Below are 25,234 nucleotides of genomic sequence, written 5' to 3' on the forward strand. Positions count from 1 at the left end.
GCCGCTCACGTCCCTCCTCGGGGTCAGAACAGTTCGGCCTTACCGGAGGCCACCAGCGGGTGGACTCCGGTGCGCACTCCGGGCCGCTCCCCGCACAGCCGAGGAGTGGGCAACAGCTTCTCCGGGTTGGCGATGCCGTCGGGGTCGAAGGCGGCGCGCAACCAGGCCATCGTCTCCAGGTCCTCGGGGGTGAACATCTCCGGCATGTGGCACGCCTTGTCCACGCCGACGCCATGCTCGCCGGTGATGGAACCACCGTGCTCGATGCACAGGTCCAGGATCGCTCCGGACACCTCCGCGGCGCGCTCCGCCGCGCCCGGAAGGGAATCGTCGAACAGCACGAGCGGGTGCAGGTTGCCGTCCCCGGCGTGGAAGACGTTGGCCACCCGGATGCCCGAACGCGCCGAGAGTTCGGCGATGCGCGCCAGCACCTCGGGCAGCGCGGTGCGCGGGACGACCCCGTCCTGGACGATGTAGGCCGGACTGATGCGGCCGACCGCGGCGAACGCCGACTTGCGCCCCTTCCAGATGCGGGCGCGCTCATCGGGATCACTCGCCGAACGCAGCTCGAACGCGCCCGCCGCCCGGCACAGCGCGGCGACCTCCTCGAACTGGGCGTCGACGTCGGCGGCCGGACCGTCCAGCTCGACGATGAGCACGGCCCCCGCCCCGGAGGGGTAGCCACAGCGCACGGCGGCCTCGGCGGCCTCGATGGCCAGCGCGTCCATCATCTCGATCGCGGAGGGCAGCACGCCGGCGGCGATGATGGCGGAGACCGCGCGGCCGCCGTCGTCCATGCCGGGGAACGCCGCGAGGAGGGTGCGGACCTTCTCGGGCGCCCGCAGCAGCCGCACGGTGATCTTCGTGGCGATGCCCAGGGTCCCCTCCGAGCCGATGAACGCGCCGATCAGGTCATATCCCGGGGCCTCGGAGGCTTTGCCGCCCAGCTCCACGATCTCGCCGCGCGGGGTCACGATCTCCAGGCCGAGCACGTGGTTGACGGTGAAACCGTGCTTGAGACAGTGCGCGCCCCCGGAGTTCTCCGCGACGTTGCCCCCCACCGAGCAGACCTGCTGGCTGGAGGGGTCGGGGGCGTAGTAGTAGCCGTGCGGGGCGGCGGCCCGGGTGACGTCGAGGTTGATCACGCCGGGTTCCACCACGGCGCAGCGGGCGGCGATGTCGACCTCCAGGATCCGGCGCATCCGCGACGTCACGATGAGGACGCCGTCGGGACGCGGCAGCGCGCCCCCGGACAGGCCGGTCCCCGAACCGCGCGGCACGAAGGGGACCCCGTGGGCGGCGCACAGCCGCACGACCTCGGCCACCTGGGCCGTGGTCGTGGGCAGGACCACGACACCGGGGACGGCCGCGTGGTAGGTCAGACCGTCGCTCTCGTAGGTGCGGCGTTGGGCGATGTCGGTGATGACGCCGTCGTCGCCGCAGATGGCGCGTAACTGCGGGACGAGGGTGCCGGGATCGACTGGTGCTGACATGGGTCCGCCTTCTCGTCGAGGTGCCGCGTGGCGACGGGCGGTGGCCGGCGGCAGGACGGTCCTTCCCGCCCGAGGGGCGGCGCTAACGGTCCCGCCGCCGGCCGGTCGGTCAGGGCATCTGCTCGTAGGCGGGCAGCGTCAGGAAGTCGGCGTAGTCCTCGGCCAGCGCGACCGTCGTGAACAGCTCCCTGGCCCGCTCGTAGAGGCCGGAGTCGAACGCCGCGCCGCTCGCCTCGCGGATCGCGGCCAGCTCCTCATCGATGACCCGCTCGACCAGCTCCGGCGTGACCTTCGGGCCGTCGTCGAGGGTGACGTCGTTGTGCAGCCACTGCCAGATCTGGGAACGCGAGATCTCCGCGGTGGCGGCGTCCTCCATCAGATTGTGGATGGCCACCGCGCCGTTGCCGCCGATCCAGGCCGCGAGGTACTGCAGCGCGACGTTGACGTTCCCGCGCAGCCCGGCCTCGGTGATGCCGCCCTCGGCGCTGTCGACGGCGAGCAGGTCGCCGGCCTTCACCGTGACGTCCTCGCGGAGACGGTCGATCTGGTTGGGTCGTTCCCCCAGGACGCCGTCGAACACCTCGCGGGCGACGGGGACCAGGTCGGGGTGGGCGACCCAGGAGCCGTCGAAGCCGTCACCGGACTCGCGGGACTTGTCCTCGCGGACCTTCGCCAGCGCGCGCTCGTTGACCTCGGGGTCGCGGCGGCTGGGGATGAACGCCGCCATCCCGCCGATCGCGTGCGCGCCGCGCCGATGGCAGGTGCTCACCAGCAGCTCGGTGTAGGCGCGCATGAACGGCGCGGTCATGGTGACCGCGTTGCGCTCGGGCAGCAGGAAGCGGCGGCCACGGGTGCGGTGGGTCTTGATGATGCTGAAGAGGTAGTCCCAGCGTCCGGCGTTGAGGCCGGCGGAGTGCTCGCGCAGTTCGTAGAGGATCTCCTCCATCTCGAACGCGGCGGGGATGGTCTCGATGAGGACCGTCGCGCGGATCGTGCCACGGGGGATGCCGAGGGCCTCCTGGGCGTGGACGAAGATGTCGTTCCACAGCCGGGCCTCAAGGTGGCTCTCCATCTTGGGCAGGTAGAAATAGGGTCCCTTGCCCTTGGCGAGCTGGCGGCGCGCGCAGTGGAAGAAGTACAGCGCGAAGTCGACGATGCCGCCGGAGGCGCGCTGGCCGTCGATGAGGATGTGCTTCTCGTCGAGGTGCCAGCCGCGTGGGCGCACGACGATCGTGGCGAGCTCGGAGTCGTCCTTCAGCGTGTAGCTCTTGCCCTGGGGCGTGGTGAAGTCGATGGCGCGGTCCAGCGCGTCCTTGAGGTTGAGCTGGCCGCCGATCATGTTCTCCCACAGCGGGGTGTTGGCGTCCTCGAAGTCGGCCAGCCAGACCTTGGCGCCGGAGTTGAGCGCGTTGATCGTCATCTTGCGGTCGGTGGGGCCGGTGATCTCCACCCGGCGGTCCACGATGCCGGGGGCCGGCGGGGCGACCTTCCAGGTGGGGTCCTCGCGGATGCCCCGGGTCTCGGGCAGAAAGTCGAGGTCGGCTCCCGCGGCGATCTCCGCTTGGCGGCGCTTGCGCGCGGCGAGGAGCTCCTGGCGACGGCCCTCGAAGCGGCGGTGTAGGTCGGCGATGAGCGCGAGGGCGTCATCGGTGAGGATCTCGTCGTATCGCTCGTGCCGCGGGCCGGTGACCTCGACCCCGTTGGTGGCGCCCATGACAGTCCATACCTTCCACATAGCGAAATTTGCTTCTGTTATGTGGAATATGACGCTACTCTGCTCTTCGGGGGTGGTCAATGTTGTGACGGTGGTGGAGTGGCACCGAATTTCTTTTCAGGCGAAAGAAGATCGTTCTTTCCGCGAGAGCGGGCCGGGATATCCGTACTTCTCGCGATCCGCACAAGAGACTCGCGCCGGCGAGGGGGCTCGACCCCAGATGGAAAACCCGATGCTCGGGATTGGGTTGGCATGGGACCATCTCAGGGAAGAACTCGCGGTGGACCCGCGTTGACTCTGGATGGATATGACTACTGCTTTCAACGAACACGATCCCTTCGACGGCGCTCGGACCTACGACCCGGCCGACTCCGTCGCTGACACGGAAGTCGACGCGACACTCGCCTCCCCGTCCCACCACGTCGACGGCATCCCCGAACAGGGGCAGCTCGAACTCGAGGAGCGCTACGCGCTACGCCGCGTGGCCGGGCTCTCCACCGAGCTCGAGGACATCACCGAGGTCGAGTACCGGTCCCTGCGGCTGGAACGCGTCGTGCTCATCGGCGTATGGAGCAGCGGCACCCAACTCGACGCCGACAATTCCCTCATCGAACTCAAACAGCTCGCCGAGACCGCCGGCGCGCTGGTCCTCGACGGACTCACCCAGCGCCGCTCCAAGCCCGACCCCGCCACCTACGTCGGCAGCGGCAAGGCGGCCGAACTGCGCGACATCGTCGAGAGCAGCGGCGCCGACACCGTCATCTGCGACGGCGAGCTGACCCCCGGACAGCTCCGGCAGCTCGAAGAGGTCGTCAAGGTCAAGGTCATCGACCGCACCGCGCTGATCCTCGACATCTTCGCCCAGCACGCCCGCAGCCGCGAGGGCAAGGCGCAGGTCGAGCTCGCCCAGCTCACCTACCTCCTGCCGCGGCTGCGCGGTTGGGGTGAATCCCTGTCCCGGCAGGCCGGTGGCCGCGCCGGTGGCGGCAACGGCGGTGTGGGTCTGCGCGGCCCCGGTGAGACCAAGATCGAGACCGACCGCCGGCGCATCAACAGCAAGATGGCCAAACTGCGCCGGCAACTCGCCCAGATGGCGACCTCCCGCGAGGTCAAACGCGACCAGCGCCGCACCCGCCAGGTGCCGGCCGTGGCGATCGCCGGCTACACCAACGCGGGCAAGTCGAGCCTGCTCAACCGGCTGACCGGCGCCGGCGTGCTCGTCGAGAACGCGCTGTTCGCGACGTTGGACCCGACCGTGCGGCAGGCCCGCACCCCCGATGGCCGGGCCTTCACGCTCAGCGACACCGTCGGGTTCGTCCGCCACCTGCCCCACCAGCTGGTCGAGGCGTTCCGCTCCACCCTGGAGGAGGTCGCCGACGCCGACCTCATCCTGCACGTGGTCGACGGTTCCCACCCCGACCCCGAGCAGCAGCTGGCCGCGGTGCGCACGGTCTTCGCCGAGATCGGGGCGCAGGACGTTCCCGAGCTCATCGTCATCAACAAGACCGACGCCGCCGATCCCATCGTCCTCAAGCAGCTGCGCACCCGGGTGCCCGGCGCGGTCGAGGTGTCGGCGCGCACCGGCGCGGGGGTCGGCGAGCTCGTCCGGGCCATCTCCGAGGCGCTTCCGACCTTGGAACGCGAGGTCCGTGTCCTCGTCCCCTACGACCGTGGCGACCTGGTGTCGCGGGTCTATGAGGAGGGGCGCATCCTCCACGAGGAGTACACCGGCGAGGGGACCGCGCTGCACGCGATGGTGCCCGACGTGCTCGCCAACCTGCTGGAGGGCTTCGCCACCGCCGAGACCCGCTGAAATCCCCGGAGAACGGCGGAACACCACAGGGTGTTCCGCCGTTCACTGTTTGGGACCAGAGCTATACATCCCCTTCGTCGATGAACTACGGTGTGCTTCACCGACGCGGGGGCCGTGCGCCGTGGGCCCCGGGCGTGGCGGGCACCCCCTCCGCCCGACCATCCAACGACGAGGTCATTGATGACTGTCCACGTGTTCCGGTGCGCCGGCCTGTCTGCGGCGCTCCGGCCGTAGCGGCGCGGGCGGGCGAGCGGTGAGACGATGACGGTACAACTGCTGACGAACATCGGGCGGCTGTGGACAGGCATGGAGCTCCTCAGCAACGCCGCGGTGATTCTCCAGCACGACCGGGTCGCGTGGGTCGGCCCGGCCGCTGAGCTTCCCCAGAGCCTGCCCGGGGTCATCAACGACATCGTCGACGTCGACGAGGTCGAGAACCTCGGCGGCGGACTGGTCACCCCCGGATTCATCGACGCCCACAGCCATCCGGTCTACGCCGGCAACCGCTACGCCGAGATCGCCATGCGCGCCAGCGGCGCCTCCATGTCCGAGATCACCTCCGCGGGCGGAGGCGTCGCCTCCACCGTCACCGTCACCCGCGGGACCGACCCCTGGACCCTGTGCAACGGCGTGCGCGAACGCCTGCGGCACTGGTTGCTGAGCGGCACCACCACGGTCGAGGCCAAGACCGGCTACCACCTCACCCGTGACGGAGAGCTCGCCGACGTCCGGCTGCTGCGCTCGCTGGAGGAGGAGCCGGGCATGCCCCGCCTGCACGTCACCTTCTTCGCCGCGCACGCCGTACCTCCCGAGTACTTCGGCCGGCCCCGCGACTACGTCGACGCCGTGGCCTCCTGGCTGGGTGACGCGGCTCAGGCCGGAGCCGACGGGGTGGACGTCTTCTGCGACAGCCAGCAGTTCACCCCCGAGGACGCGCGTTGGCTGCTGTCCATCGGCCGCTCGGTCGGACTCCAGACCCGCATGCACGCCTGCTCCCGGCCCCGACACGGGGCCGTTCGCATGGCGGCCGACCTTCAGTGCTCATCGGTGGATCTGCTGCACGAGACCGACGAGGACGACGTCTTGGCGCTCGCCAAGACCGGCACCCCCGTGGTCATCTGTCCCACCACGTCACTGCACGAACGGCGCACGCCGCCCGTGCGCGCCCTGCTGGACCACGGCGTCCCGGTGGCCCTCGGCACCGATCACAATCCGGCCCAGTCCGGGTCCACCTCGCTGCCGCTCGCGGTGTGCATGGCCATCGCCATGTTCGACATGAGCGTTCTGGAGGCGCTGCGGGCGGCGACCGTCGGCGGCGCCATCGCGTTGGGGGCCGCGGACCGAGGGGTGCTCGCTCCCGGTCGCTACGCCGACATGGTCCAGTGGGACGCCGACCACGAGGGCGCCTTCGCGTGGGCCTACGGACTCAAGGCGCTGCGCGTGTGGCGCGGCGGCGAGTCCATCAGATAGCCTCCCGTCCGCCTGACGCGGTGCCGCCCCTCCGGGGGCGGGGACACGGGCAGGCCCGGCGCGCTCGCCACGAGGACCACCGCCTGTCCGGACCGGCCTGTGGCCCGGCCTTGCTCAGACCGCTTCTGCCGCGCCCCGGGAGCGCGCTGGACGCGCCGTGCGACGGCGTCTCTCCCCGTGGCTCCCGGCACGGTCCGGATTCCGCCGGTGGTCGGGGACAACCCGGCGCAACGTGGCCCGCTTCTCCAACTCGCCGTCGGGGACGGCGACGGAAGCCGACCACAACCGGTGGATCGGTCCGGGACAGTCGGGGGCTCATACACCACAGGACAGGTTCGGCCGTGCCGCGTCACAGCCGCAGACCGCCGAGGCCATGGGGCGCCGCGGCGGAGGAGACCGGGGAGTCACCACGGCGTGGAGCGTCGGCCGCTCGCGGCGGGACCGTCACGACTTCGACCGCGGGCGAGGAAAACCGACGGGGCCCGCCGCCCGGTCAGCGCGTGGACCGGGCGGAGCGGATCGACGTCCTCGCCGATCCTCCCGCGCCCTCCGTCACCCGCCCGGTCCCAGCAGACTCCCAACGGCGCGACGCCCCCTTGTGGAAGGCGTGGTCGCCCCGTCCAGGGGGAGGCAGAGGGGGCGTGTGAGGACGGTGCGCCCGGGGCCGTCCGGCCTCAGGGACCTGGCGGGACGAGCGCGCGAAGAGGCCCCCTCGCCGGTCCTCGGACACGGGAGGGCCGGCGAACGGTAGCGGTACGCGGCGAAACCGGCTCAGCGCTGTGCCCGGGCCGTGGCGATCCCGATCACGGCGCGCTCCAGCGCATAGGCGGGGTCGCGGCCGGCGCCCTTGATCAGCGCGTCGGTCTCGGCGACCACCTCAAGCGCGCGTGCCACCCCCTGGGGGGTCCAGCCCCGTGCCTGCTGGCGCAGTGTCTTCAACTTCCACGGCGGCACCTTGGCGCGCTTGGCCAGTTCGGCGTCGTTCACGCCGCGCGGTGGCTGCGCCACGACGGCCAGCCCGCGCACGGCGCCGGCCAGCGCGCTGTTGATCAGCACGGGCGCGGTTCCGACCGACAAGGACCAGCGCAACTGCTCCAGGGCGTCGGAGAGGCGGCCCTCGACGGCCCGGTCGGCGACGGTGAAGCCCGAGGCCTCGGCCCGGCCGGTGTGGTAGCGGGCGACCGCCTTGACATCCACCCGGCCCTCGGTGTCGGCGACGAGCTGGGTGCAGGCCGCCGCGAGTTCACGCAGGTCGTTGCCGACCGCGTCGAGGAGGGCCTGCGCGGCGTCGGCGGTGATCTGACGTCCGGCCCGCGAGAACTCCCCCTTGACGAACTGGAGCCGTTCGGTGGCCTTGGTCGGTTTGGCGCAGGTGACGCGGGCCGCGCCGGCCTTGACCGCGGCCTCCAGCAGCGCCTTCCCCTTCGCGCCGCCCGCGTGCACCAGCACGAGGACGACGTCGTCGGCGGGGTCCTTCAGATAACCGGTGACCTCGCCGGCGAGGTCCTTGGTGAGGTCGTGGACCGAGCGGAGGATCACCACACGGCGCTCCCCGAACAGGGAGGGGGAGGTCACCTCGGCCAGTTTGCCCGGACCGACCTGGGAGGGCAGGAGGTCGTGGACAACCACCTCAGGGTCCTCGGCGCGGGCCATCGCCACGATCTCGGCGACGGCCCGGTCCACAAGAAGCTCCTCGTCGCCCACGACGACGGTCAGCGGGGAAACGGCGGCGGAGGTCATACAAGCAGCATGCCATGTCCGGCGACGGTCCGGGCGGAGAGGCGGCGGATGCCGCGGGGGACGCGCGCGACGTTGCGCGGAGGAGGTGCGGTGGGCCACGGCGGGGCCGGGCAGGACCGCGATGTCACCGTGCAGGTCGGTGCGGTAGGACGCGGGCGTCAGCGAGGTCAGCAGTCGCCAGGTCGCGGGATCGGGATGGCCATAGGGGTTGCCGGCCCCCACCGAGGTGAGGGTCAGCCGGGGAGCGGCAGCGGTCAGGAAGGCGGGTTCCTGAGTGCGCGCGCCGTGGTGCGGGGTCTTCAGCACGTCCACGCCACGGATCGCCGGATCGCCGAGCAGGGCGCGCTGGGCGGACTCCTCGATGTCGCCGGTGAGCAGCGCGCGCAGGGGAGTCCCGCTCCGACCGGGTGGGGACAGACGCGCCAGGAGCACCACACTCGCGTCGTTGGAGCCGACGGAACCGGCGTTCCCCCCGTCCCGCGAACGGGGCCACAGGACCTCCAGCGTCCAGCCGGCCTCGGTGAAGCGCCGGCCCGAGGTGACGGTGGTCAACGGGATGGAGGCCGCGGCGAGTGCGTCCGACGCGGCGTCGTTGTCGAAGCCCGGGGGGACGAGGGCCGTACCCACCCGGCGTCCGTCCAGCACGCCGTCGAGCCCTCCGACGTGATCGGTGTCGCCGTGGGTGAGCACGAGCAGGGGGACTTCGCGTACGCGCAGGTCGCGAAGGCAGCGGTCGACCGCCGCGGGGTCGGCCCCGGCGTCGACGACGATGCCCCGTCCCGTTCCGACGGACAGCACCAGGGCGTCCCCCTGCCCGACGTCGCAGGCGACCAGGGCCCAGCCCGCCGGCGGCCAGGCCGGGGCCAGGCACTGGAGCGGCAGCACGGTGACGGCCACCGTCGCCGCGGCGGCGGAGAGCAACCGGCGCGTCCGGCCCCGCGTCGACAGCAGCACCACGGTGACGCCGGCCAGCGCCAACGCGCCGTACAGGTCGTCGCGCCACGGCAGCGCACCGCCCGGGACGCGGGCGGCGGCGGTGGCGACCGCGTTGATCCAGGCCACGGCCATCCCCGGGAGCCACACCGCGACCGCGGCCAGGGGAGGGGCCGCCAACGCCAACGCGGCCACCAGGAAACCGCCGACGGTGGCGACCGCCACCAGTGGCCCCACGGCCAGATTCGCCGGGACCGCGATCCAGCTCACCTCGGCGGACACCACGGCGAGCAGGGGGAGACAGGCCACGTGCGCGGCGAGGGTCACCGCCAGCGCGTCGGCCGACCACGCGGGCAACCGGTCCGACCAGCGTTCCCGCCACCGTGGCGCGAGCACCACGATGCCGCCCGTCGCCAGCACCGACAACGCGAATCCGGGGGAGCGCGCCAACGCCGGATCGAACAGGACGAGGCCGATCACCGCGGCCGCCAGCGCGCGGGCCCCGTCGCGCTCGCGCTCCAACGCCAGGGCCACCAGGGCGATCGCCCCCATGAACGCGGCGCGAAGGACGCTGGGTTCGGGCCGGGCCACCAGGACGAACACGGCGATCATGAGGGCGGAGGCGCCCACCGTGCACCAACGGGGCAGCCGCAGCGTCCGGGAGAGGGCCAGCGCGGCGCCGGTCAGCACCGCCAGGTTCGCGCCGGACACGGTGAGCAGGTGGGTCATCCCGGCGGCCTCGAAGTGCGCCCTGGTGGTGGGCGGCACCTGGGAGACGTCACCGACGACGAGAGCGGGCAGCAGCCCGCGCTCGGGCTCGGGCAGGACCGACGCCGCCGCGCGGAGCCGGGCGCGGGCGGAGGCCGCGACCTCCTGCGCGGAGGAGGGAGGAGCGACCTGACGGGGCGGGCCGTGCACCGCCATCAGGGCGGCGACCAGCTCGCCGCGGTCGGCCGGCAGGAAACGCGCCTGCGCCCGGACCCGCTGGCTCGGCACCAGACGGGCCCAACGCGGCCCCGAGACCAACAGGACGACCGGTACGCGGCTGGACACCCGCCGGCCCGCCACGCTCACCCAGGTGGTCCGGGCCTCGACGACGTAGGACCCTCCCCGGACGGGGGGACCGCCGGTCCGGGGACGGGGATCGAGGGTGACCACGGCCTCGAACTCGGCCCTGCCCTCGCGGGCCGCCAGGGCCGTCACCGGACTGCCGCCGACCGCGCTGAGACGTCCGGCCACGGCGAGCGCCCCACCGGCCGAGCACAGCAGCGTGACGGCGACGAGGGCCGCGGGGGCCTCCACCGCCGGCCGGCGCAACGCGGGGACGCACGAGCCCACCGCCGCGATGAGGAGAAGACCGACGGACGCGGCCACGCCGGGGGAACAACCCGACAGAAGCAGGGTGACCAGCCAGACCGCCGCGGCGGGGACGCACAGGCGCAGATCGGAGGGACCGGAGCGGTCGGGGGCGTCGGTACCGAGCGGGATCACGGTGGGCCGTCCACCCGCACGAGCGGACCGAGCTCGTCGAAGCGGCGCTCGCCGATGCCGGTGACCTCGCGTAGCTGTTCGACCGAGGTGAAGCCGCCGTTGGCGGCCCGGTACTCGGCGATGCGCCCGGCCAGGACGGGCCCCACGCCGGGGAGCGCGTCCAGTTGCTCGACGGTGGCGGTGTTCAGGTCGATGGGGGCGTCGGCGGGAGAGCCCGGGACCCCGGACACGGCGCCCACCCCGGAGGGGAGCGCGCCCGGGGAGGGGGTGACGCCGACCAGGACCTGTTCGCCGTCGGTGAGCGGCCGGGCGAGGTTCAGCAGTCCGGTGTCGGTGCCGGGCAGGGGGCCGCCCGCGGCCTCGATGGCGTCGGTGACCCGGGCACCGGAGGGCAGGGAGACGACCCCCGGCTCGTTGACCTCGCCACCGACGTGGACGGTGACCCGGCCGGAGGGGTGAAGCGGGCCGGGGGAGTCGAGCCGGTCCCGGGTCGGGGAGGGGGCCGCGGGCTCGATCGAGGCCGCCGCGGGGACCGGATGGGGGTCGGCCCGCGCCTGGAGCATGAACCACCCGGTGACCAGCGCGGCGAGCACGCAGACCGCGGACACGGCCCAGACCCCGGGGCGGCCGAAGCGGGGTCCCTCGGTCGCCAAGGGGGAGAGGAGCCGGGCGAGCCGGTGGAAGACTCCGGTGAGTGAGGCGGGGGGAGGGGCCTCGGTGTAACCGGGAGGCGGATGCCCGAAGGGACGCCGCCACGACGGCAGGGTGTAGGGCGGGGCGGGGAGGAGGGGGACGGGCGGGGAGACGTCGGTGTCGCTCTCGCCGCCCTCGGCCGGGGCCCTCGTGCGTGGTGGGGGCGTGACGCCGGGGGAGCCGGGGACGGTCGGCGAGGCCGACGGAGCCTGGTGCGGGGAGGGGAGGGAGCCCGGCCCCCGCGAGTCGGGCGACCCGGTGAGGGCGCGCAACCGCTGTTCGGCGGTACCCGAGGTGTCGTGCCCCGAGGAGGAACGGAAGAACAGTGCCATGCCGATCACGCTAAGTGAGCGGCCGGCCCCCCGTCAGGCGGCGATATCCCCCTGTGGACAGAAGCCGTCCCGGAGACGACGGAAGGCCGCCCCGAAGGGGACGGCCTTCCGTGGGATGACGCTGGGTCAGCCGGCCTGCACCTTGTTCAGGCGCGCGGCGATCGCGCTCTTGCGGTTCGCGGCCTGGTTCTTGTGGATGACGCCCTTGCTGACGGCCTTGTCGAGCTGGCGGGCGGCGGCCCGCTGGAGGACGACGGCCTCGTCGACGTTCCCGGCCTCGGCGGCTTCGCGGAACTTGCGGATGGCCGTCTTCAGGGACGACTTCACCGCCTTGTTGCGCAGACGGGCCTTCTCGTTCTGCCGGTTGCGCTTCTTCTGCGACTTGATGTTCGCCATGCGAAAACGTGCTCCAGTTACTTAAGATCATGCGCCGATCACGAGAGAGCGCGGACGCGTGGGCAGCCGTTCCACGGCCGGCTCAGCAACGCATCGACGTAGGTGTGTGAGTCCTAAGGGCTCATAACCGAACGTGGAACGTCCGAGACACGGACTTCCATTATGCCCGTCCGGCGGGACCACTCCGTACCGGCCCACCGCGACACCGACATGGGGTACCCGCCCGCGCGCCCTGCGCCTCACCGACGTCACGGGGCGGCGGGCGTGAACCAGCCGTCACGGTAGGCGTCCCACTGCCGGTCGGTGGCCTCGAAGTCCACGTAGATGGCCACGCCGGCGCCCTCGCGCGGCTCCGTGAGGCGTTCGGACATCCCCAGGCGCACGGCGCGCGTCGCGGTCTCCATGGTCTCGGCCTCGGGGTCGCGCATGACGTGCTCGTCGTCGTAGGCCGGCACCCCCATGAGCAGCCCGACGTCCTCGGGAACGGCGTCCAGGGCCATCCGCGTCTGGTGGACGACGTAACCACCGTAGAGCCGTTCCATCGGCATGCCGGTGTCGTAGGTCATGATCGCGACCTGGTCCACCAACTCGGCGACACGGGTCAGGTAGCCGGTGGACCAGTACTTGTCCCGGCCCACGACCGCCTTGGCGAGCAGCCGGAAGCCGGGAATGGGCTCGATCTGGGCGACCGCGCTGGACAGCCAGGCCTCCTCGCCGATCGCGGCCCGGGTCTCCTCCAGCAGGCTCAGGAAGTTCCAGTCGCCGCTCGACAGGGGCTCGAAGTTGTAGTGGACGCCGTCGAAGCCGATCTCCATCACGGTGCGGGCCGCGGCGACGACGTTGGCCCGGGTCTCCTCCTCGGCGAGTTCCAGCCGCCCCTCGCGGGCGCTGCGCTCCGGGACGAGCTGGCCCAGCCAGGCCGAGACCCGGACCTCGGGCAGCTCCTCGTGCACCCGGTCCACGAAGTCGGCCGCGGTCGGGTGGAGCTCCGGATCGAGGGTGCCGTCCTCGGCCAGGGGGCCGGTGTGCACGTAGAGATCCCTGATGCCGCTGTTGGAGACCCGTTCGGCGAGCGCCCGGAACTCCGCCTCGCCGTTGCGGCCGTCGACCCAGGCGTGGCCCAGCCAGATCGCGTCGTCGCCGCCCGAGCGCGCCCACTCGGCGGGCTCGCCCTGGTACTGCATCCCCAGCAGGGCTCCCGCCCCCACCGCGACCACCACCAGCGTGGCCAGCGCGGCCAGGACTCGTTGCAGGAACCATTTCACCGGGGGCCTCCCGAAGTGACATAGGCTGACGAGGGTCTCCACCATGGCACATCCGCGTGATCACCGGGGAAGTCCCCGGCGGCCCGCGCGCTGCCGCATGAGACCATGGAGAGACGACGCCCCCGTCCGCGCCGACGGCGCGCCGCCAGCCCTGACCACCTCGAGAACGTGAACGGACCACGGTGCCACAGCCAACCCGGACCGATCCCGCGCTGATCCGAAACTTCTGCATCATCGCGCACATCGACCATGGCAAGTCGACACTGGCCGACCGGATGCTGCAGTTGACCGGGGTCGTCGAGGATCGCCAGATGCGCGCGCAATACCTCGACCGCATGGACATCGAGCGCGAGCGCGGTATCACGATCAAGTCGCAGGCGGTACGGCTTCCCTTCACCGCCCTCGACGACGTGACCTACGTGCTCAACCTGATCGACACCCCCGGCCACGTCGACTTCAGCTACGAGGTCTCCCGTTCCCTCGCCGCCTGCGAGGGCGCCATCCTGCTGGTCGACGCCGCCCAGGGCATCGAGGCCCAGACGCTGGCCAACCTCTACCTGGCGCTGGAGAACGATCTCGCGATCATCCCGGTGCTCAACAAGATCGACCTTCCCGCGGCCCAGCCCGAGAAGTACGCCGCCGAGCTGGCCAACATCATCGGCTGCGACCCCTCCGAGGTCCTCAAGGTCAGCGCCAAGACCGGAGAGGGCGTCGAGGAGCTGCTCAACGAGATCGTCCGGCGCATCCCGCCGCCGGTCGGCGACCCCGACGCCCCGGCGCGCGCGCTCATCTTCGACTCGGTCTACGACACCTACCGGGGCGTCGTCACCTACGTGCGCGTCGTCGACGGCCGGCTCGACACCCGCGAGCGCATCGCGATGATGTCCACGCGCGCCACCCACGAGACGCTGGAGGTCGGCGTCATCTCCCCCGAGCCCACCAAGGTCGAGGGCCTGGGGGTGGGCGAGGTCGGTTACCTCATCACCGGGGTCAAGGACGTCCGCCAGTCGCGTGTCGGTGACACCGTCACCTCGGCGAGCAACGGGGCCGAGGAGATGCTGTCGGGTTACCGCGACCCCAAACCCATGGTGTTCTCCGGCCTGTACCCGATCGAGGGCACCGATTACCCCGTGCTGCGCGACGCCCTGGAGAAGCTCCAGCTCAACGACGCCGCGCTGGTGTTCGAGCCCGAGACGTCGGCGGCCCTGGGGTTCGGGTTCCGCTGTGGTTTCCTGGGGCTGCTGCACCTGGAGATCACCCGCGACCGGTTGGAGCGGGAGTTCAACCTCGACCTCATCTCCACCGCGCCCAACGTGGTCTACCAGGTGGTCATGGAGGACCGCACCGAGCACACGGTCACCAACCCCAGCGAGTTCCCCGAGGGCAAGATCGCCGAGGTCCGCGAACCGGTGGTCAAGGCGACCCTGCTGACCCCCTCCGACTACGTCGGTCAGATCATGGAGCTGTGCCAGGGCCGCCGCGGCGTCCTCCAGGGGATGGACTACCTGTCCGAGGACCGCGTGGAGATGCGCTACACGCTGCCGCTCGCGGAGATCGTGTTCGACTTCTTCGACCAGCTCAAGTCGCGTACCAAGGGATATGCGTCGCTGGACTACGAGCCCTCCGGCGAGCAGGCGGCCGACCTCGTCAAGGTCGACATCCTGCTCCAGGGCGAGACCGTGGACGCCTTCTCCGCCATCGTGCACAAGGACAAGGCCTACGCCTACGGCGTCGAGATGACCAAGAAGCTGCGCGAGCTCATCCCGCGGCAGCAGTTCGAGGTCCCGGTGCAGGCCGCGATCGGGTCGCGGGTCATCGCCCGCGAGAACATCCGCGCCATCCGCAAGGACGTGCTCTCCAAGTGCTACGGCGGTGACATCAGCCGTAAGCGCAAGCTGCTGGAGAAGCAGAAGGAGGGCAAGAAGCGCATGAAGATGGTCGGACGGGTCGAGGTGCCGCAGGAGGCGTTCATCTCCGCGCTGTCCACCGAGAGCGGAGAGAAGGACAAGAAGAAGTAGCGAGACGGCGGGGCGGCCTCGGGGAGGCCGCCCCGCCGTGGGTCTAGCCCTTGACGGCGCCGCTGGTCAGGCCCTCGACGATGAAGCGCTGGAGGAACCAGAACACCGCCATCGTCGGCAGGGAGATGAGCAGGGTGCCCGCGGCGAAGATGCCGAAGTTGGCGTTGCGCTCGCCCGAGATCAGCCCGTACAGCCCCAGGGCGACCGTCTTGGACTCCGGGTCGCGCAGGAACACGCTGGCGATGAGGAACTCGTTGATGGTGCTGATGAACACCAGGAGTCCCACGATCGCGAGCACCGGCGCCACCAACGGCAACATGATCCGGAAGAAGACCTGGGCGTGGGTGGCCCCGTCGACCCGCGCCGATTCGTCGAGCTCCCGGGGAACGGTGTCGAAGAACCCCTTCATCAGCCAGGTGTTCACGCTCAACGCGCCGCCGAGGTAGACCAGCATCAGTCCCCAGGGGGTGTCGAACCCCACCTCGGGCCAGTACTCGGTGATGTCGGTGAACATCAGGTAGATCGCCACGATCGCCAGGAACTGCGGGAACATCTGCACCAGCAGCAGACCGAACAGGCCGGTGCGCCGGCCGATGAAGCGGAACCGGCTGAAGGCGTAGGCGGCGAGCGCGCACAGGAACACCGTGCCCGCCGCGTTGGCCAGCGAGATCAGGATCGAGTTGAGGTACCAGGACCCGAACGGGGTATCGCTGAACAACCGTTCCAGGTTGGCCGTGCTGACCCCCTGGGGGACCAGGCTGCTGGAGCTGAGCGTGCCCAGGGGGTTCAGCGCGGCCGACACCACGAACAGCACCGGGAAGAGCGCGAACACCAACGCGACCACCAGCAGCAGGTGACGCCATCCGGTCAGCCGCGCCCAGCGCGTCACCCGGGCGCCCATCGTCGTCGCGGTCATCGGTGGGTCTCCTCCAAGCTCCTGCTCCGCCTCAGGCTCACCACGGAGATGACGGCCACGATGAGGAAGATGAAGACCGAGATCGCCGAGGCGTAGCCGTACTGCGCGCCCTGGCCGCCGAAGGCGAGCCGATAGGTGTAGGTGATGAGCAGGTCGGTACCGCCCACCATCGGATTGTCGGGCGGGAACGGGCCGCCGCCCGTCATCAGGTAGACGGCGTTGAAGTTGTTGAAGTTGAACGAGAAGGTCGACACCAGGATCGGCGTCAGCGCCACCATCAACAGCGGGAGCGTGACGTGCCGGAACGACTGCCAGGCGCCGGCGCCGTCCAGCCGGGCGGCCTGGGTGAGCTCGCGCGGAATCGACTGCAGCGCCCCGGTGGCGACGAGGAAGAGGTAGGGATAGCCCAGCCAGGCGTTGACCACCAGCAACGCCAGGCGCGCCGTCCACTCCCCGCCCAGCCAGTCGACGTCGAGGCCGAGCAGCCGGTTGACCAGGCCGAAGTCGGCGTTGAACATGTCGCGCCACAGCAGCAGCATCGCGAAGGAGGGCATCGCGTAGGGCAGGACCAGCAGGACGCGGTACACCCTGCGCCCACGCAACCGGTCGGTGTGCATGAGCAGGGCCAGCCCCAGTCCGAGGACGAACACGAGCAGGACCGTCCCCGCGGCGAAGGCGAGGTTCCACAGCAGGATGCCGAAGAAGGGGCCGCTCACCGACGGGTTGGTGAGCACCTTGGCGAAGTTGTCCCAGCCGACGTCGACACGCCAGCCCTGCGGGAGGCGTTCGCCGGACTCGTCGAGGAAGACGCCCCGCTCGTCGTCGGCGGTGAAGCGGGCGCCGGTGGCGGCGTCCACGATGCAGTCGCAGTCGGCGTCGTAGGCGCGGGTGGCGTCGCCTTCATAGGCGCTGGACAGGCCGCTGGAGCGGATGCCGGAGCCGTCGCCGCTGGGAACGGCGAAGGCGGTGATCTCGGCGCTGCGCGCGCTCACCTCCGCGGCACCGAGGAGGGTGTAGCCCTCGGCCTCGGTGATCCGGCCCGAGGGGTCGGTGGTGACGGCGTCCGGCGCGAGCTCGGTGAGCCCGTCGGCGTCGCCGGCCTGGACCCGGCCCTCGGGGTCGGTCAGCAGGAAGACCAGGTCGCCGGTCGCGGGGTCGCCCACGGCGGCGACGGTGAGGCGGTAGTCGACGGAGTCGGCGGCGCGCACCACCGATGACGCCTCGATCGAGGCGATGGCCTCCTCCTTGCTGCCGCGGTGCCCGTCGCCGAAGTTGGTGATCGAGGTGCTGACCGTGTACAGCACCGGCAGGATCTGGAAGGCGACCAGCAGCAGCGTGCCCGGGACGAGGTACTTGGCGGGGATGGCGCGGGGGGACAGGTAGACGTAGAACAGGAGCGTGGTGACCGCGGCCACCACGCCGATCCCGATCCAGTTGCCCGCGGAGTACAGCGGAAACGCGGCCCACACCGCCAGGGCGGTGGTGAGGCCGAGCATGCCGATCTTCACCATCTGCCCGGCCAGCGATCCGGAGCGGGGGGCCAGGGCGCCTCCGGGGAGCGGGGGGCGCGCGGGCGCCTCGCCTGGGGCGCCCGCGCCGTTACGTCGGTCGGCGAACACGGACTCAGCCGATCTGATCCGTAATGGCCTTGCCCGCGGCGGTGACGGCCTCTTCGGGGTCCTCCCCGCTGATGACCGCGGCCTCCGCCTTGCCGAACGGGTCCCAGATGGCCGCCATCTGCGGGATGGCGGGCAGCGGGTCGCCGTTGGCGCCGGCCTCCGTGACCTTGGCCAGATCCGGGTCGCTCTGGGAGACCTGCTCCAGCGCCGCGGTCAGCGCCGGAGGGCGCGGGTCCTCTTCGTACAGCGCGATGGCCAGCTCGGGGTCGGTGACGTAGTTGGTCACGAACTCCTGGGCGAGGACCTTGTTGGCGCCGCCCGCGGCGACGTAGAACGTCTGCACGCCGACGAACGGGCGGGCCTCCTCGCCGTCCTCGAAGCCGGGGATCGCGCTGATCTCGTAGTCGATCCCGGCCGTCTTGACGTCGGGGATCGACCACGGGCCGGTGATGAAGAAGGGCGTCTTGCCGTCCTGGAAGAGGGAGGCGACGTTCTGGCTGTCGATGGAGCGCTTCAGCGCGCCCTCGCCCTTCTCGCCGAGTTCGGCGATCCGTTCGAACGCCGCGACGGACTCCGGCGTGCCCACGCCGACGTCGGAGGGGTCGTAGTCGCCCTTGTCGTCCTGGCCGAACAGGTAGCCGCCGGCGGAGGTGTAGAAGGGGTAGATGTGGTAGGGGTCGCCCTCTTGGCCGACCTGGAGACCCAGGATCTCCTCGACCTCGCCCTCGTCCTTCAGCGCCGCGCCGGTCTCGACGAGCTCCTCGAGGCTCGACGGCGCCTCGGGGGCGAGCTCGGTGTTGCGGATCAGCACCAGGTTCTCGGTGGCGTAGGGAACGCCGTAGAGCTGGCCGTTGTAGGTGACGGCCTCGATCGCGGTCTCGTTGAACGCGGCGACCTTGTCCTCGGGGAGCTGCACGGGGTCGATCGCGCCGTTCTGCACGAAGTTGCCCGTCCAGTCGTGCGCGCCGACGACGATGTCGGGGCCCGAGCCCGCCTGGTGGGCGGTGACGAAGTTGGACTCCAGGTCCTCGTTGGGGATGGTCTCGACCTCGACCTGGATGCCGTGTGCCTCGCCGAACTCCTCGGCGAAGGGAAGCAGCGCCTTGGTGCGGATGTCGTCGGCCCAGATGACCATCGTGCCGCTGGGTTCCTCCTGGGCGGCCTCGCCACTGTCGCCGCCACCGCCGCAGGCGGTGGCGACCAGGGTGAGGACCGTGGCGCTCGCGAACACGCCGGCGCTACGGATCTTCATGACTCTCCTTAGGGACACACAGCCGCGACGGGTCCCCCGGTGCCCGCTGTCACGGCTCTGCGGGGCTTGGTGCCGCGACGCTAGCAACTTCTTGCAAGGAATGGAAGCCTTTTCATAAATTTTCTGCAAGGATGCGGCAATCTCGGCGAAACATCGCCGTAACATGACGGGCCCGGCCGTCCACCAGGACGTCCGGGCCCGTCGTCGCCTCATGGGCGCCTAGGCGCGCTCCTCCAGCCACACGGCGGTGTAGGGCGGCAGCGTGACCCCGCCGTCACCGACCTCCACCGGGCCGCTCGCCAACATCAGGGCACCCTCCAGGGCGACCCGCGCGGGCCGGGCCCCGAGGTTCACCGCGCAGGCGAAGCCGGGGCTCCTGCGGAAGGCCAGCACGTCGTCGGGGGACTCCACCCAGGTCAGGGTGCCGTCGCCCAGGGCGGCGTGCTCCCGGCGCAGGCGCAGCGCCGAGGTGTACAGCGACAGCGTCGAGTCCGGATCGCCGGCCTGGGCCTCGCGGGTGAGCTCCCGCCAGGCCGTGGGCATCGGCAACCAGGGGGCGCTGCCGTCGGGGCCGAAGCCGAAGGGCGGCTCGCCGCCCTCCCACGGCAGCGGGACGCGGCAGCCGTCGCGACCGCGCTCGGTGTAGCCCGAACGCTTCCAGTTGGGGTCCTGCAGCGCCTCCTCGGGCAGGTCGGTCACCTCGGGAAGCCCCAGCTCCTCACCCTGGTAGAGGTAGACCGAGCCGGGCAGCGCGAGCATCAGCAGGGCCGCCGCGCGGGCCTTGCGCAGCCCCTCGGCGCCACCGCCGAACCGGGTGACGTGCCTGGTCACATCATGGTTGGACAGCACCCACGTGCTGGGCGCGCCCACCGCGCCGTTGGCCTCCAGCGAGTCGTCGACCACCTTGCGCAGCGTGGCGGCGTCCCAGGGCGCGGTCAGGAACTCGAAGTTGAACGCCTGGTGCAGCTCGTCGGGGCGCAGGTAGCGGGCCACGCGCTCGGCGTTGGGAACCCACGCCTCGGCGACCATGGCGCGGTCGTCGTAGCCGTCGACGATCCGGCGCCAGCGCCGGTAGATGTCGTGCACCCCGTCCTGGTCGAAGTAGGGCAGCCGGGTGCTGCCGTCGAGCAGCTCGGCGGTCTGGCCCTCGGCGAGGTCGGGGAGCGCCGGATCCTTGACCATGCCGTGGGCGACGTCGATGCGGAAGCCGTCCACCCCACGGTCCAGCCAGAACCGCAGCACGTCGTCGAACTCCTCGTGGACCTCGGGGTTGGTCCAGTCGAGGTCGGGCTGTTCGGCGTCGAACAGGTGCAGGTACCACTCCTCCGGGGTGCCGTCCGGACGCTTCAGACGGGTCCAGGCCGGGCCGCCGAAGATGGACTTCCAGTTGTTCGGCGGCTCCTCCCCGTCGGGCCCCTTGCCGGGCCGGAACACGTACCGGGCGCGTTCGGGGGAGCCGGGCTCGGCGGCGACCGCCTCGCGGAACCAGCGGTGCGCGGAGGAGGTGTGGTTGGGGACGATGTCGATGATCAGGCGGATGCCCAGGTCGTGGGCGGTCTCCAGGAGCGCGTCGAAGTCGGCGAGCGTGCCGAACCGGGAATCCACGTCGCGGTAGTCGGCGACGTCGTAGCCGCCGTCGGCGAGCGGCGAGACGTAGAACGGGGTCAGCCAGACCGCGTCCACGCCGAGAGCGGCCAACGCCGGCAGACGCCGGCGGATGCCGGGCAGGTCGCCGTCGCCGTCGCCGTTGGAGTCGGCGAAGCTGCGGACGTAGATCTGGTAGATGACGGCATCGCGCCACCAGCCCGGGCGGGAGCCGGGGGAGCGGGGGGCGGCCTGGTCGGCGGGCTGCTGCATGAGGGTCCCTCCGTATCGCCTCAGCGATCTCGGCTGGCTGAAATTACTTGCGCAAGATTACTCATTTATTTCAATGCGTGGTCGTTTTCGTCCATTAGAGTGCTCCCATGGGTCCACGACTGTCCGATATCGCCCGGCAGGCCGGAGTGAGCGAGGCAACGGTCTCCCGAGTGCTCAACGACCGGCCCGGGGTGGGAAGCGACACCCGCAAGGCCGTGCTGACAGCGCTCGACGTGCTCGGATACGAGCGCCCGGCCCGGCTGCGCCAGCGCTCGGCCGGGCTGGTCGGGATGGTCGTTCCGGAGCTGGAGAACCCGGTCTTCCCCATGTTCGCCCAGGCCGCCGAAGGGGCGCTGGCCCAGCACGGGTACACGCCGGTGCTGTGCACCCAGACCCCGGGGGGCATCGCCGAGGACGAGTACGTCGAGCTCCTGCTCGAACGCAACGTCTCGGGGATCATCTTCGTCTCGGGGCTGCACGCCGACACCACCGTCGACCATGGCCGGTACCGGTCGCTCATCGCCCGACGGCTGCCCATCGTGCTCGTCAACGGTTTCGCCGAGGACATCCCCGCGGCGTTCGTCTCCTGTGACGATCGCACCGCCAGCCAGCTCGCCGTCAACCACCTCGCCGCGCTCGGTCACGTCCGGATCGGTTTCACCAGCGGGCCGCGGCGCTACGTCCCGGTACAGCGCAAACTGGCCGGCTACCGCGAGGCCATGGCCGCCAACGGCCTGGCCGTCGAGGACGAGCTCGTCGAGTTGTCCCTGTTCGGGGTCGAGGGCGGGCACGCGGCGGCCGGCCGTCTGCTGGACCGCGGCGTCACCGCGGTGGTCTGCGGATCCGACCTGATGGCCCTGGGGGCGATACGCGCCGCGCGGCAGCGGGGGCTGTCGGTCCCGGCCGACTTCTCCGTCGTGGGGTATGACGACTCCCAGCTCATCGCCTTCACCGATCCGCCGTTGACAACGGTGCGCCAGCCGATCCCGGCCATGGCGCTGGCCGCGGTGCGGGCCCTGTGCGACGAGATCGCCGGGCACGCGGCGTCGCGCACCGAGTACATGTTCGATCCCGAACTCGTCGTGCGGGGCTCGACCGGCGTGGTGCCCTCGGGCCTGTCCCACTCCACGTCGGCCTGATCCCGGAGTTCCCACACCGGCGGCGGGCGCACTAACGTTCCGGCATGGACAGTGGACGGGTTGAATCGGTCAACGTCGGTGTCGCGGTGGCCGCCGAATGGGCCGGGAGACTGCGACGGACCGCGATCGACAAACGCCCGGTGGACGGCGCGGTCGCGGTGGGCCGGCTGGGGCTGGCCGGTGACGAACAGGCCGACCGGGACAATCACGGTGGCCCCGACCAGGCGGTCTACGCCTACGCGCGCGAGGACCTCGCCGTGTGGGAGCGGCTGTTGGGGCGCCCCCTGCGGGGCGGGATGTTCGGCGAGAACCTGACCACCCGCGGCGTCGAGGTCAGCCGCGCGCTCGTCGGCGAACGCTGGCGGATCGGTACCGCGTTGGTGGAGGTCACCCTGCCCCGGGTCCCGTGCGGGACGTTTCGCAACTGGCTGGGCGAGGAGGGCTGGGTCCGGCGCTTCACCGAGGAGGCGCGTACCGGGGCCTACCTGAGGGTGCTGGAGGAAGGCGAGGTCGGCGCGGGAGACCGGATCGAGGTGGCGCACCGTCCCGATCACGGGATCGACCTGGCGACGGCCTTCCGGGCCTCGCGCCCCTCCCATGACGACATCGCCCTGATCCGCCGTGTCCTGGAGATCCCCGGCCGGGCCGCGGAATGGGAGAGGGCCGCGGCCGCGGCGGAGCGGCGGCTCGCCCGCAGGTGATCGTCCCCGGTGAGAGGGACGGGGGACCGGCCGGTCCCCTCGATGACCGACACTGGAAGCATGCCTTCGGTACCTCTTGACGGGAACCCCGTGCCCGCTGATGGCGCGTTGCCGGCCGCCTCACTGGAGGGGGTGGGCGAGCGCCCGTTCGGCGTCTACGTCCATGTGCCGTTCTGCGTCACGCGGTGCGGATACTGCGACTTCAACACCTACACCGCGAGCGAGCTGCGCTCCAGGGACGGATCGGTGACCGCCTCACGCGAGACCTACGCCGATCTCGCCATCGCGGAACTGCGTTTCGCGCGGCGGGTGCTCGGCACCGGCGACGTCCCGGTGAGCACCGTGTTCGTCGGCGGGGGCACCCCGACCCTCCTCGACCCGGCCGACCTCGGCCGCGTCCTCGCCGCGATCGACGCCGAGTTCGGCCTGGCCCCCGGAGCCGAGGTGACCACCGAGGCCAACCCCGAGACCGTCGACCGCGACTCCCTGGGCCGGTTGCGCGAGGCGGGGTTCACGCGGATCTCGTTCGGCATGCAAAGCGCCCGCCCGCACGTTCTCGCCGTCCTGGAACGCGCGCACAGCCCCGGACGACCGGAACGCTGCGTCGCCTGGGCCCGCGAGGCCGGGTTCGACCACGTCAACCTCGACCTCATCTACGGGACGCCGGGGGAGGACGACGCCGACTGGAAGGAGTCCCTCCAAGCCGCGATCGCGGCCGGCCCGGACCACGTCTCGGCCTACTCCCTGATCGTCGAGGAGGGCACCCGCCTGGCGGCCAGGGTCCGCCGCGGCGAGCTTGCGGCGCCCGACGACGACGCGATGGCCGACCGCTATCTCATGGCCGACGAACTCCTCGCCGCGGCGGGCTACCACTGGTACGAGGTGTCCAACTGGGCGCGCTCGCGCTCCGCCCGCAGCCGGCACAACCTGCTCTACTGGACCGGCGGGGACTGGTGGGGGGTCGGCCCGGGCGCCCACAGCCACGTCGGCGGGACCCGTTGGTGGAACGTCAAGCATCCCGCGGCCTACGCGGCCCGGCTCGCCGAGGGGATCACCCCCGGCCAGGCGCGCGAGGTCCTGGACGAGGCCGACCGGCGCTTCGAACGGATCCTGCTGGAGCTGCGCATCATCGACGGATGCCCGCTGGACCTGCTCGACGCGGACGGGCGGAACGCCGCCGGACAGGCGGTGCGCGACGGACTGCTCGAAGCCGACGCCCACGCGAACGGCCGCGCCGTGCTGACCCGACGTGGCAGGCTCCTCGCCGACGCGGTGGTACGCGATCTCACCTGAGCCGTCCCCGCGCTCCGAGAGCGCCGTGGACCGCGGGGACGGCGCCGTGGCTACTTCACCATCCGGATCGCGACCGGGTACCGGTACCACGTGCCCTTGGTCGCCGCCACCGCGGCGAGCACCCCGAAGACGATCGAGAGCAGCCAGAACAGGCCGATCAGGGCCGAGCCGATCGGGGAGAGGTCCGGCGCGTAGACGCCGAGGCCGATGAACAGCGCCCAGCTGAGGACGAACGGGATGAGCAGGGTCAGCTGGAAGTTCAGCGCCTCGGCGGCGTGGTGGCGCACGTAGGGCGAGGCGTTCCGCTTCACCAGGTACACGATCAGGGCGGGCAGCCATCCGGCGCAGGCCATGATCACCCCGACCAGGTGGGCCACCATGGCCCACGTGGTGTCGTCGGAGCCGGTCCCGCCCTGGTGGGCGCCTCCCTGCGGGGCCTGCCCCGGGTGTGCCTGCTGCCCGTAGGGCTGGGGACCGTAGCCGGGCTGGGCGTAACCGGGATGGCCGTAGGGGCCCTGCGCGTAGCCGGGTTGGGCGTAGCCGGACGGGCCGCCGTAGGGGGGCTGGCCCTGGGGGCCGGGCGGCTGCGCGTATCCCGGCTGCTGGCAGGCGGGCTGGTTCCCGGTGGGCTGGGCGTAACCGGGCTGTGCCCCTTGCGGGGGGTGGGGGGCATGGCCGGGCCGTCCGTACCCGGGAGGCCCCTGGGGCGGCTGCTGGTAGGCCGGCTGTCCGCTGGGCGGCTGCTGGTAGGCGGGCTGTCCTCCGGATGGCTGCTGGTAGGCGGGCTGTCCTCCGGATGGCTGCTGGTAGGCGGGCTGTCCTCCCGACGGCTGCCGGTAGGCCGGCTGGTTCCCCGAGGGGTGGGCGTGACCGGGCTGTCCCCCCGTGGGCGGGGCGTGGGAGGGGCCGGCATGGCCGGGCTGCCCACCGGCGGGGGTTCCCGGCCAGGGGTGTTCCGGGGACGCCGGAGCGGGAGGGTCGCCGGCGGGCCGGCCGTGGGCGGGCTGCCCGCCCGCAGGGTCCTGGGGGTGCGGCTGGTTGGGCGGTGTCTCGCTCATGGTGTCCCTTGGCTGTGCCGGTTGCGATGGCCGATCGGTGA

The 25,234-nt window shown here is 71.5% G+C and carries 17 protein-coding genes and 1 pseudogene; 6 read left to right on the forward strand and 12 right to left on the reverse strand.

Annotation, left to right across the window (positions count from 1 at the left end; genetic code table 11):
- Positions 1 to 23 precede the first annotated feature (23 nt).
- Complete coding sequence (locus ACYVHU_RS00565; protein WP_078760153.1) at positions 24 to 1,493, reverse strand: FAD-linked oxidase C-terminal domain-containing protein; 1,470 nt, start codon at positions 1,491 to 1,493, stop codon at positions 24 to 26.
- 109 nt (positions 1,494 to 1,602) lie between these two features.
- Positions 1,603 to 3,207 carry a malate synthase A gene (gene aceB, locus ACYVHU_RS00570; RefSeq protein WP_078760154.1) on the reverse strand — a complete coding sequence of 535 codons (1,605 nt, stop codon included), beginning with the start codon at positions 3,205 to 3,207 and terminating at the stop codon, positions 1,603 to 1,605.
- A gap of 301 nt (positions 3,208 to 3,508) precedes the next feature.
- On the opposite strand from aceB, the gene hflX reads away from it, so the two are divergent.
- Positions 3,509 to 5,020: a GTPase HflX gene (gene hflX, locus ACYVHU_RS00575; protein ID WP_144389953.1), complete on the forward strand. Its 1,512-nt coding sequence runs from the start codon at positions 3,509 to 3,511 to the stop codon at positions 5,018 to 5,020.
- Positions 5,021 to 5,281: 261 nt separating this feature from the next.
- Positions 5,282 to 6,490 carry an imidazolonepropionase gene (gene hutI, locus ACYVHU_RS00580; protein ID WP_078760156.1) on the forward strand — a complete coding sequence of 403 codons (1,209 nt, stop codon included), beginning with the start codon at positions 5,282 to 5,284 and terminating at the stop codon, positions 6,488 to 6,490.
- A 771-nt stretch (positions 6,491 to 7,261) separates the two neighbouring features.
- Here hutI and holA read toward each other — a convergent pair.
- The 5 genes and pseudogenes from holA to ACYVHU_RS00605 all read right to left on the reverse strand — a co-directional run bounded on the left by holA (position 7,262) and on the right by ACYVHU_RS00605 (position 13,340).
- Complete coding sequence (gene holA, locus ACYVHU_RS00585; protein ID WP_078760513.1) at positions 7,262 to 8,230, reverse strand: DNA polymerase III subunit delta; 969 nt, start codon at positions 8,228 to 8,230, stop codon at positions 7,262 to 7,264.
- A 663-nt stretch (positions 8,231 to 8,893) separates the two neighbouring features.
- Positions 8,894 to 10,087, reverse strand: a pseudogene (locus tag ACYVHU_RS00590) (ComEC/Rec2 family competence protein); the annotation flags it as partial.
- Positions 10,088 to 10,650: 563 nt separating this feature from the next.
- The gene (locus tag ACYVHU_RS00595; RefSeq protein WP_235000713.1) at positions 10,651 to 11,679 is read right to left on the reverse strand and encodes a ComEA family DNA-binding protein; all 1,029 of its coding nucleotides are present in this window, start codon (positions 11,677 to 11,679) and stop codon (positions 10,651 to 10,653) included.
- A 126-nt stretch (positions 11,680 to 11,805) separates the two neighbouring features.
- Complete coding sequence (rpsT, locus tag ACYVHU_RS00600; RefSeq protein WP_078760157.1) at positions 11,806 to 12,075, reverse strand: 30S ribosomal protein S20; 270 nt, start codon at positions 12,073 to 12,075, stop codon at positions 11,806 to 11,808.
- Between the two features lie 248 nt (positions 12,076 to 12,323).
- Positions 12,324 to 13,340, reverse strand: coding sequence for a glycoside hydrolase family 18 protein (locus tag ACYVHU_RS00605; RefSeq protein ID WP_235000715.1), 1,017 nt, complete (start codon positions 13,338 to 13,340; stop codon positions 12,324 to 12,326).
- Positions 13,341 to 13,522: 182 nt separating this feature from the next.
- Here ACYVHU_RS00605 and lepA point away from each other — a divergent pair, with 182 nt between their 5' ends.
- The gene (lepA, locus tag ACYVHU_RS00610) at positions 13,523 to 15,358 is read left to right on the forward strand and encodes a translation elongation factor 4 (RefSeq protein WP_078760159.1); all 1,836 of its coding nucleotides are present in this window, start codon (positions 13,523 to 13,525) and stop codon (positions 15,356 to 15,358) included.
- A 43-nt stretch (positions 15,359 to 15,401) separates the two neighbouring features.
- On the opposite strand, the gene ACYVHU_RS00615 is transcribed toward lepA, so the two are convergent.
- The 4 genes from ACYVHU_RS00615 to ACYVHU_RS00630 all read right to left on the reverse strand — a co-directional run bounded on the left by ACYVHU_RS00615 (position 15,402) and on the right by ACYVHU_RS00630 (position 21,002).
- On the reverse strand, positions 15,402 to 16,274 hold the full coding sequence (locus ACYVHU_RS00615; RefSeq protein ID WP_078760160.1) for a sugar ABC transporter permease: 873 nt from the start codon (positions 16,272 to 16,274) through the stop codon (positions 15,402 to 15,404).
- Positions 16,271 to 17,893: an ABC transporter permease subunit gene (locus ACYVHU_RS00620; protein WP_432936328.1), complete on the reverse strand. Its 1,623-nt coding sequence runs from the start codon at positions 17,891 to 17,893 to the stop codon at positions 16,271 to 16,273. The genes ACYVHU_RS00615 and ACYVHU_RS00620 overlap by 4 nt, the downstream gene beginning before the upstream one ends.
- 4 nt (positions 17,894 to 17,897) lie before the next feature.
- Entirely contained in the window at positions 17,898 to 19,145 is a 1,248-nt protein-coding gene (locus ACYVHU_RS00625; protein ID WP_498947331.1) for a sugar ABC transporter substrate-binding protein, read from the reverse strand.
- Between the two features lie 219 nt (positions 19,146 to 19,364).
- Positions 19,365 to 21,002, reverse strand: coding sequence for a glycoside hydrolase family 13 protein (locus ACYVHU_RS00630; protein WP_498947332.1), 1,638 nt, complete (start codon positions 21,000 to 21,002; stop codon positions 19,365 to 19,367).
- Positions 21,003 to 21,109: 107 nt separating this feature from the next.
- On the opposite strand from ACYVHU_RS00630, the gene ACYVHU_RS00635 reads away from it, so the two are divergent.
- Genes ACYVHU_RS00635 through hemW form a run of 3 tightly spaced genes read left to right on the forward strand, consistent with a single transcriptional unit; the run spans position 21,110 to position 24,135 of the window.
- Positions 21,110 to 22,141 carry a LacI family DNA-binding transcriptional regulator gene (locus ACYVHU_RS00635; RefSeq protein ID WP_200813505.1) on the forward strand — a complete coding sequence of 344 codons (1,032 nt, stop codon included), beginning with the start codon at positions 21,110 to 21,112 and terminating at the stop codon, positions 22,139 to 22,141.
- A 44-nt stretch (positions 22,142 to 22,185) separates the two neighbouring features.
- Complete coding sequence (locus ACYVHU_RS00640; protein WP_078760163.1) at positions 22,186 to 22,842, forward strand: MOSC domain-containing protein; 657 nt, start codon at positions 22,186 to 22,188, stop codon at positions 22,840 to 22,842.
- 60 nt (positions 22,843 to 22,902) lie between these two features.
- Positions 22,903 to 24,135, forward strand: coding sequence for a radical SAM family heme chaperone HemW (gene hemW, locus ACYVHU_RS00645; RefSeq protein ID WP_078760164.1), 1,233 nt, complete (start codon positions 22,903 to 22,905; stop codon positions 24,133 to 24,135).
- Positions 24,136 to 24,185: 50 nt separating this feature from the next.
- Here the strand turns inward: hemW and ACYVHU_RS00650 are convergent, their stop codons facing one another.
- The gene (locus ACYVHU_RS00650) at positions 24,186 to 25,193 is read right to left on the reverse strand and encodes a DUF4870 domain-containing protein (RefSeq protein WP_498947333.1); all 1,008 of its coding nucleotides are present in this window, start codon (positions 25,191 to 25,193) and stop codon (positions 24,186 to 24,188) included.
- Positions 25,194 to 25,234: the final 41 nt, after the last annotated feature.

Source organism: Marinactinospora endophytica, from assembly GCF_054780875.1.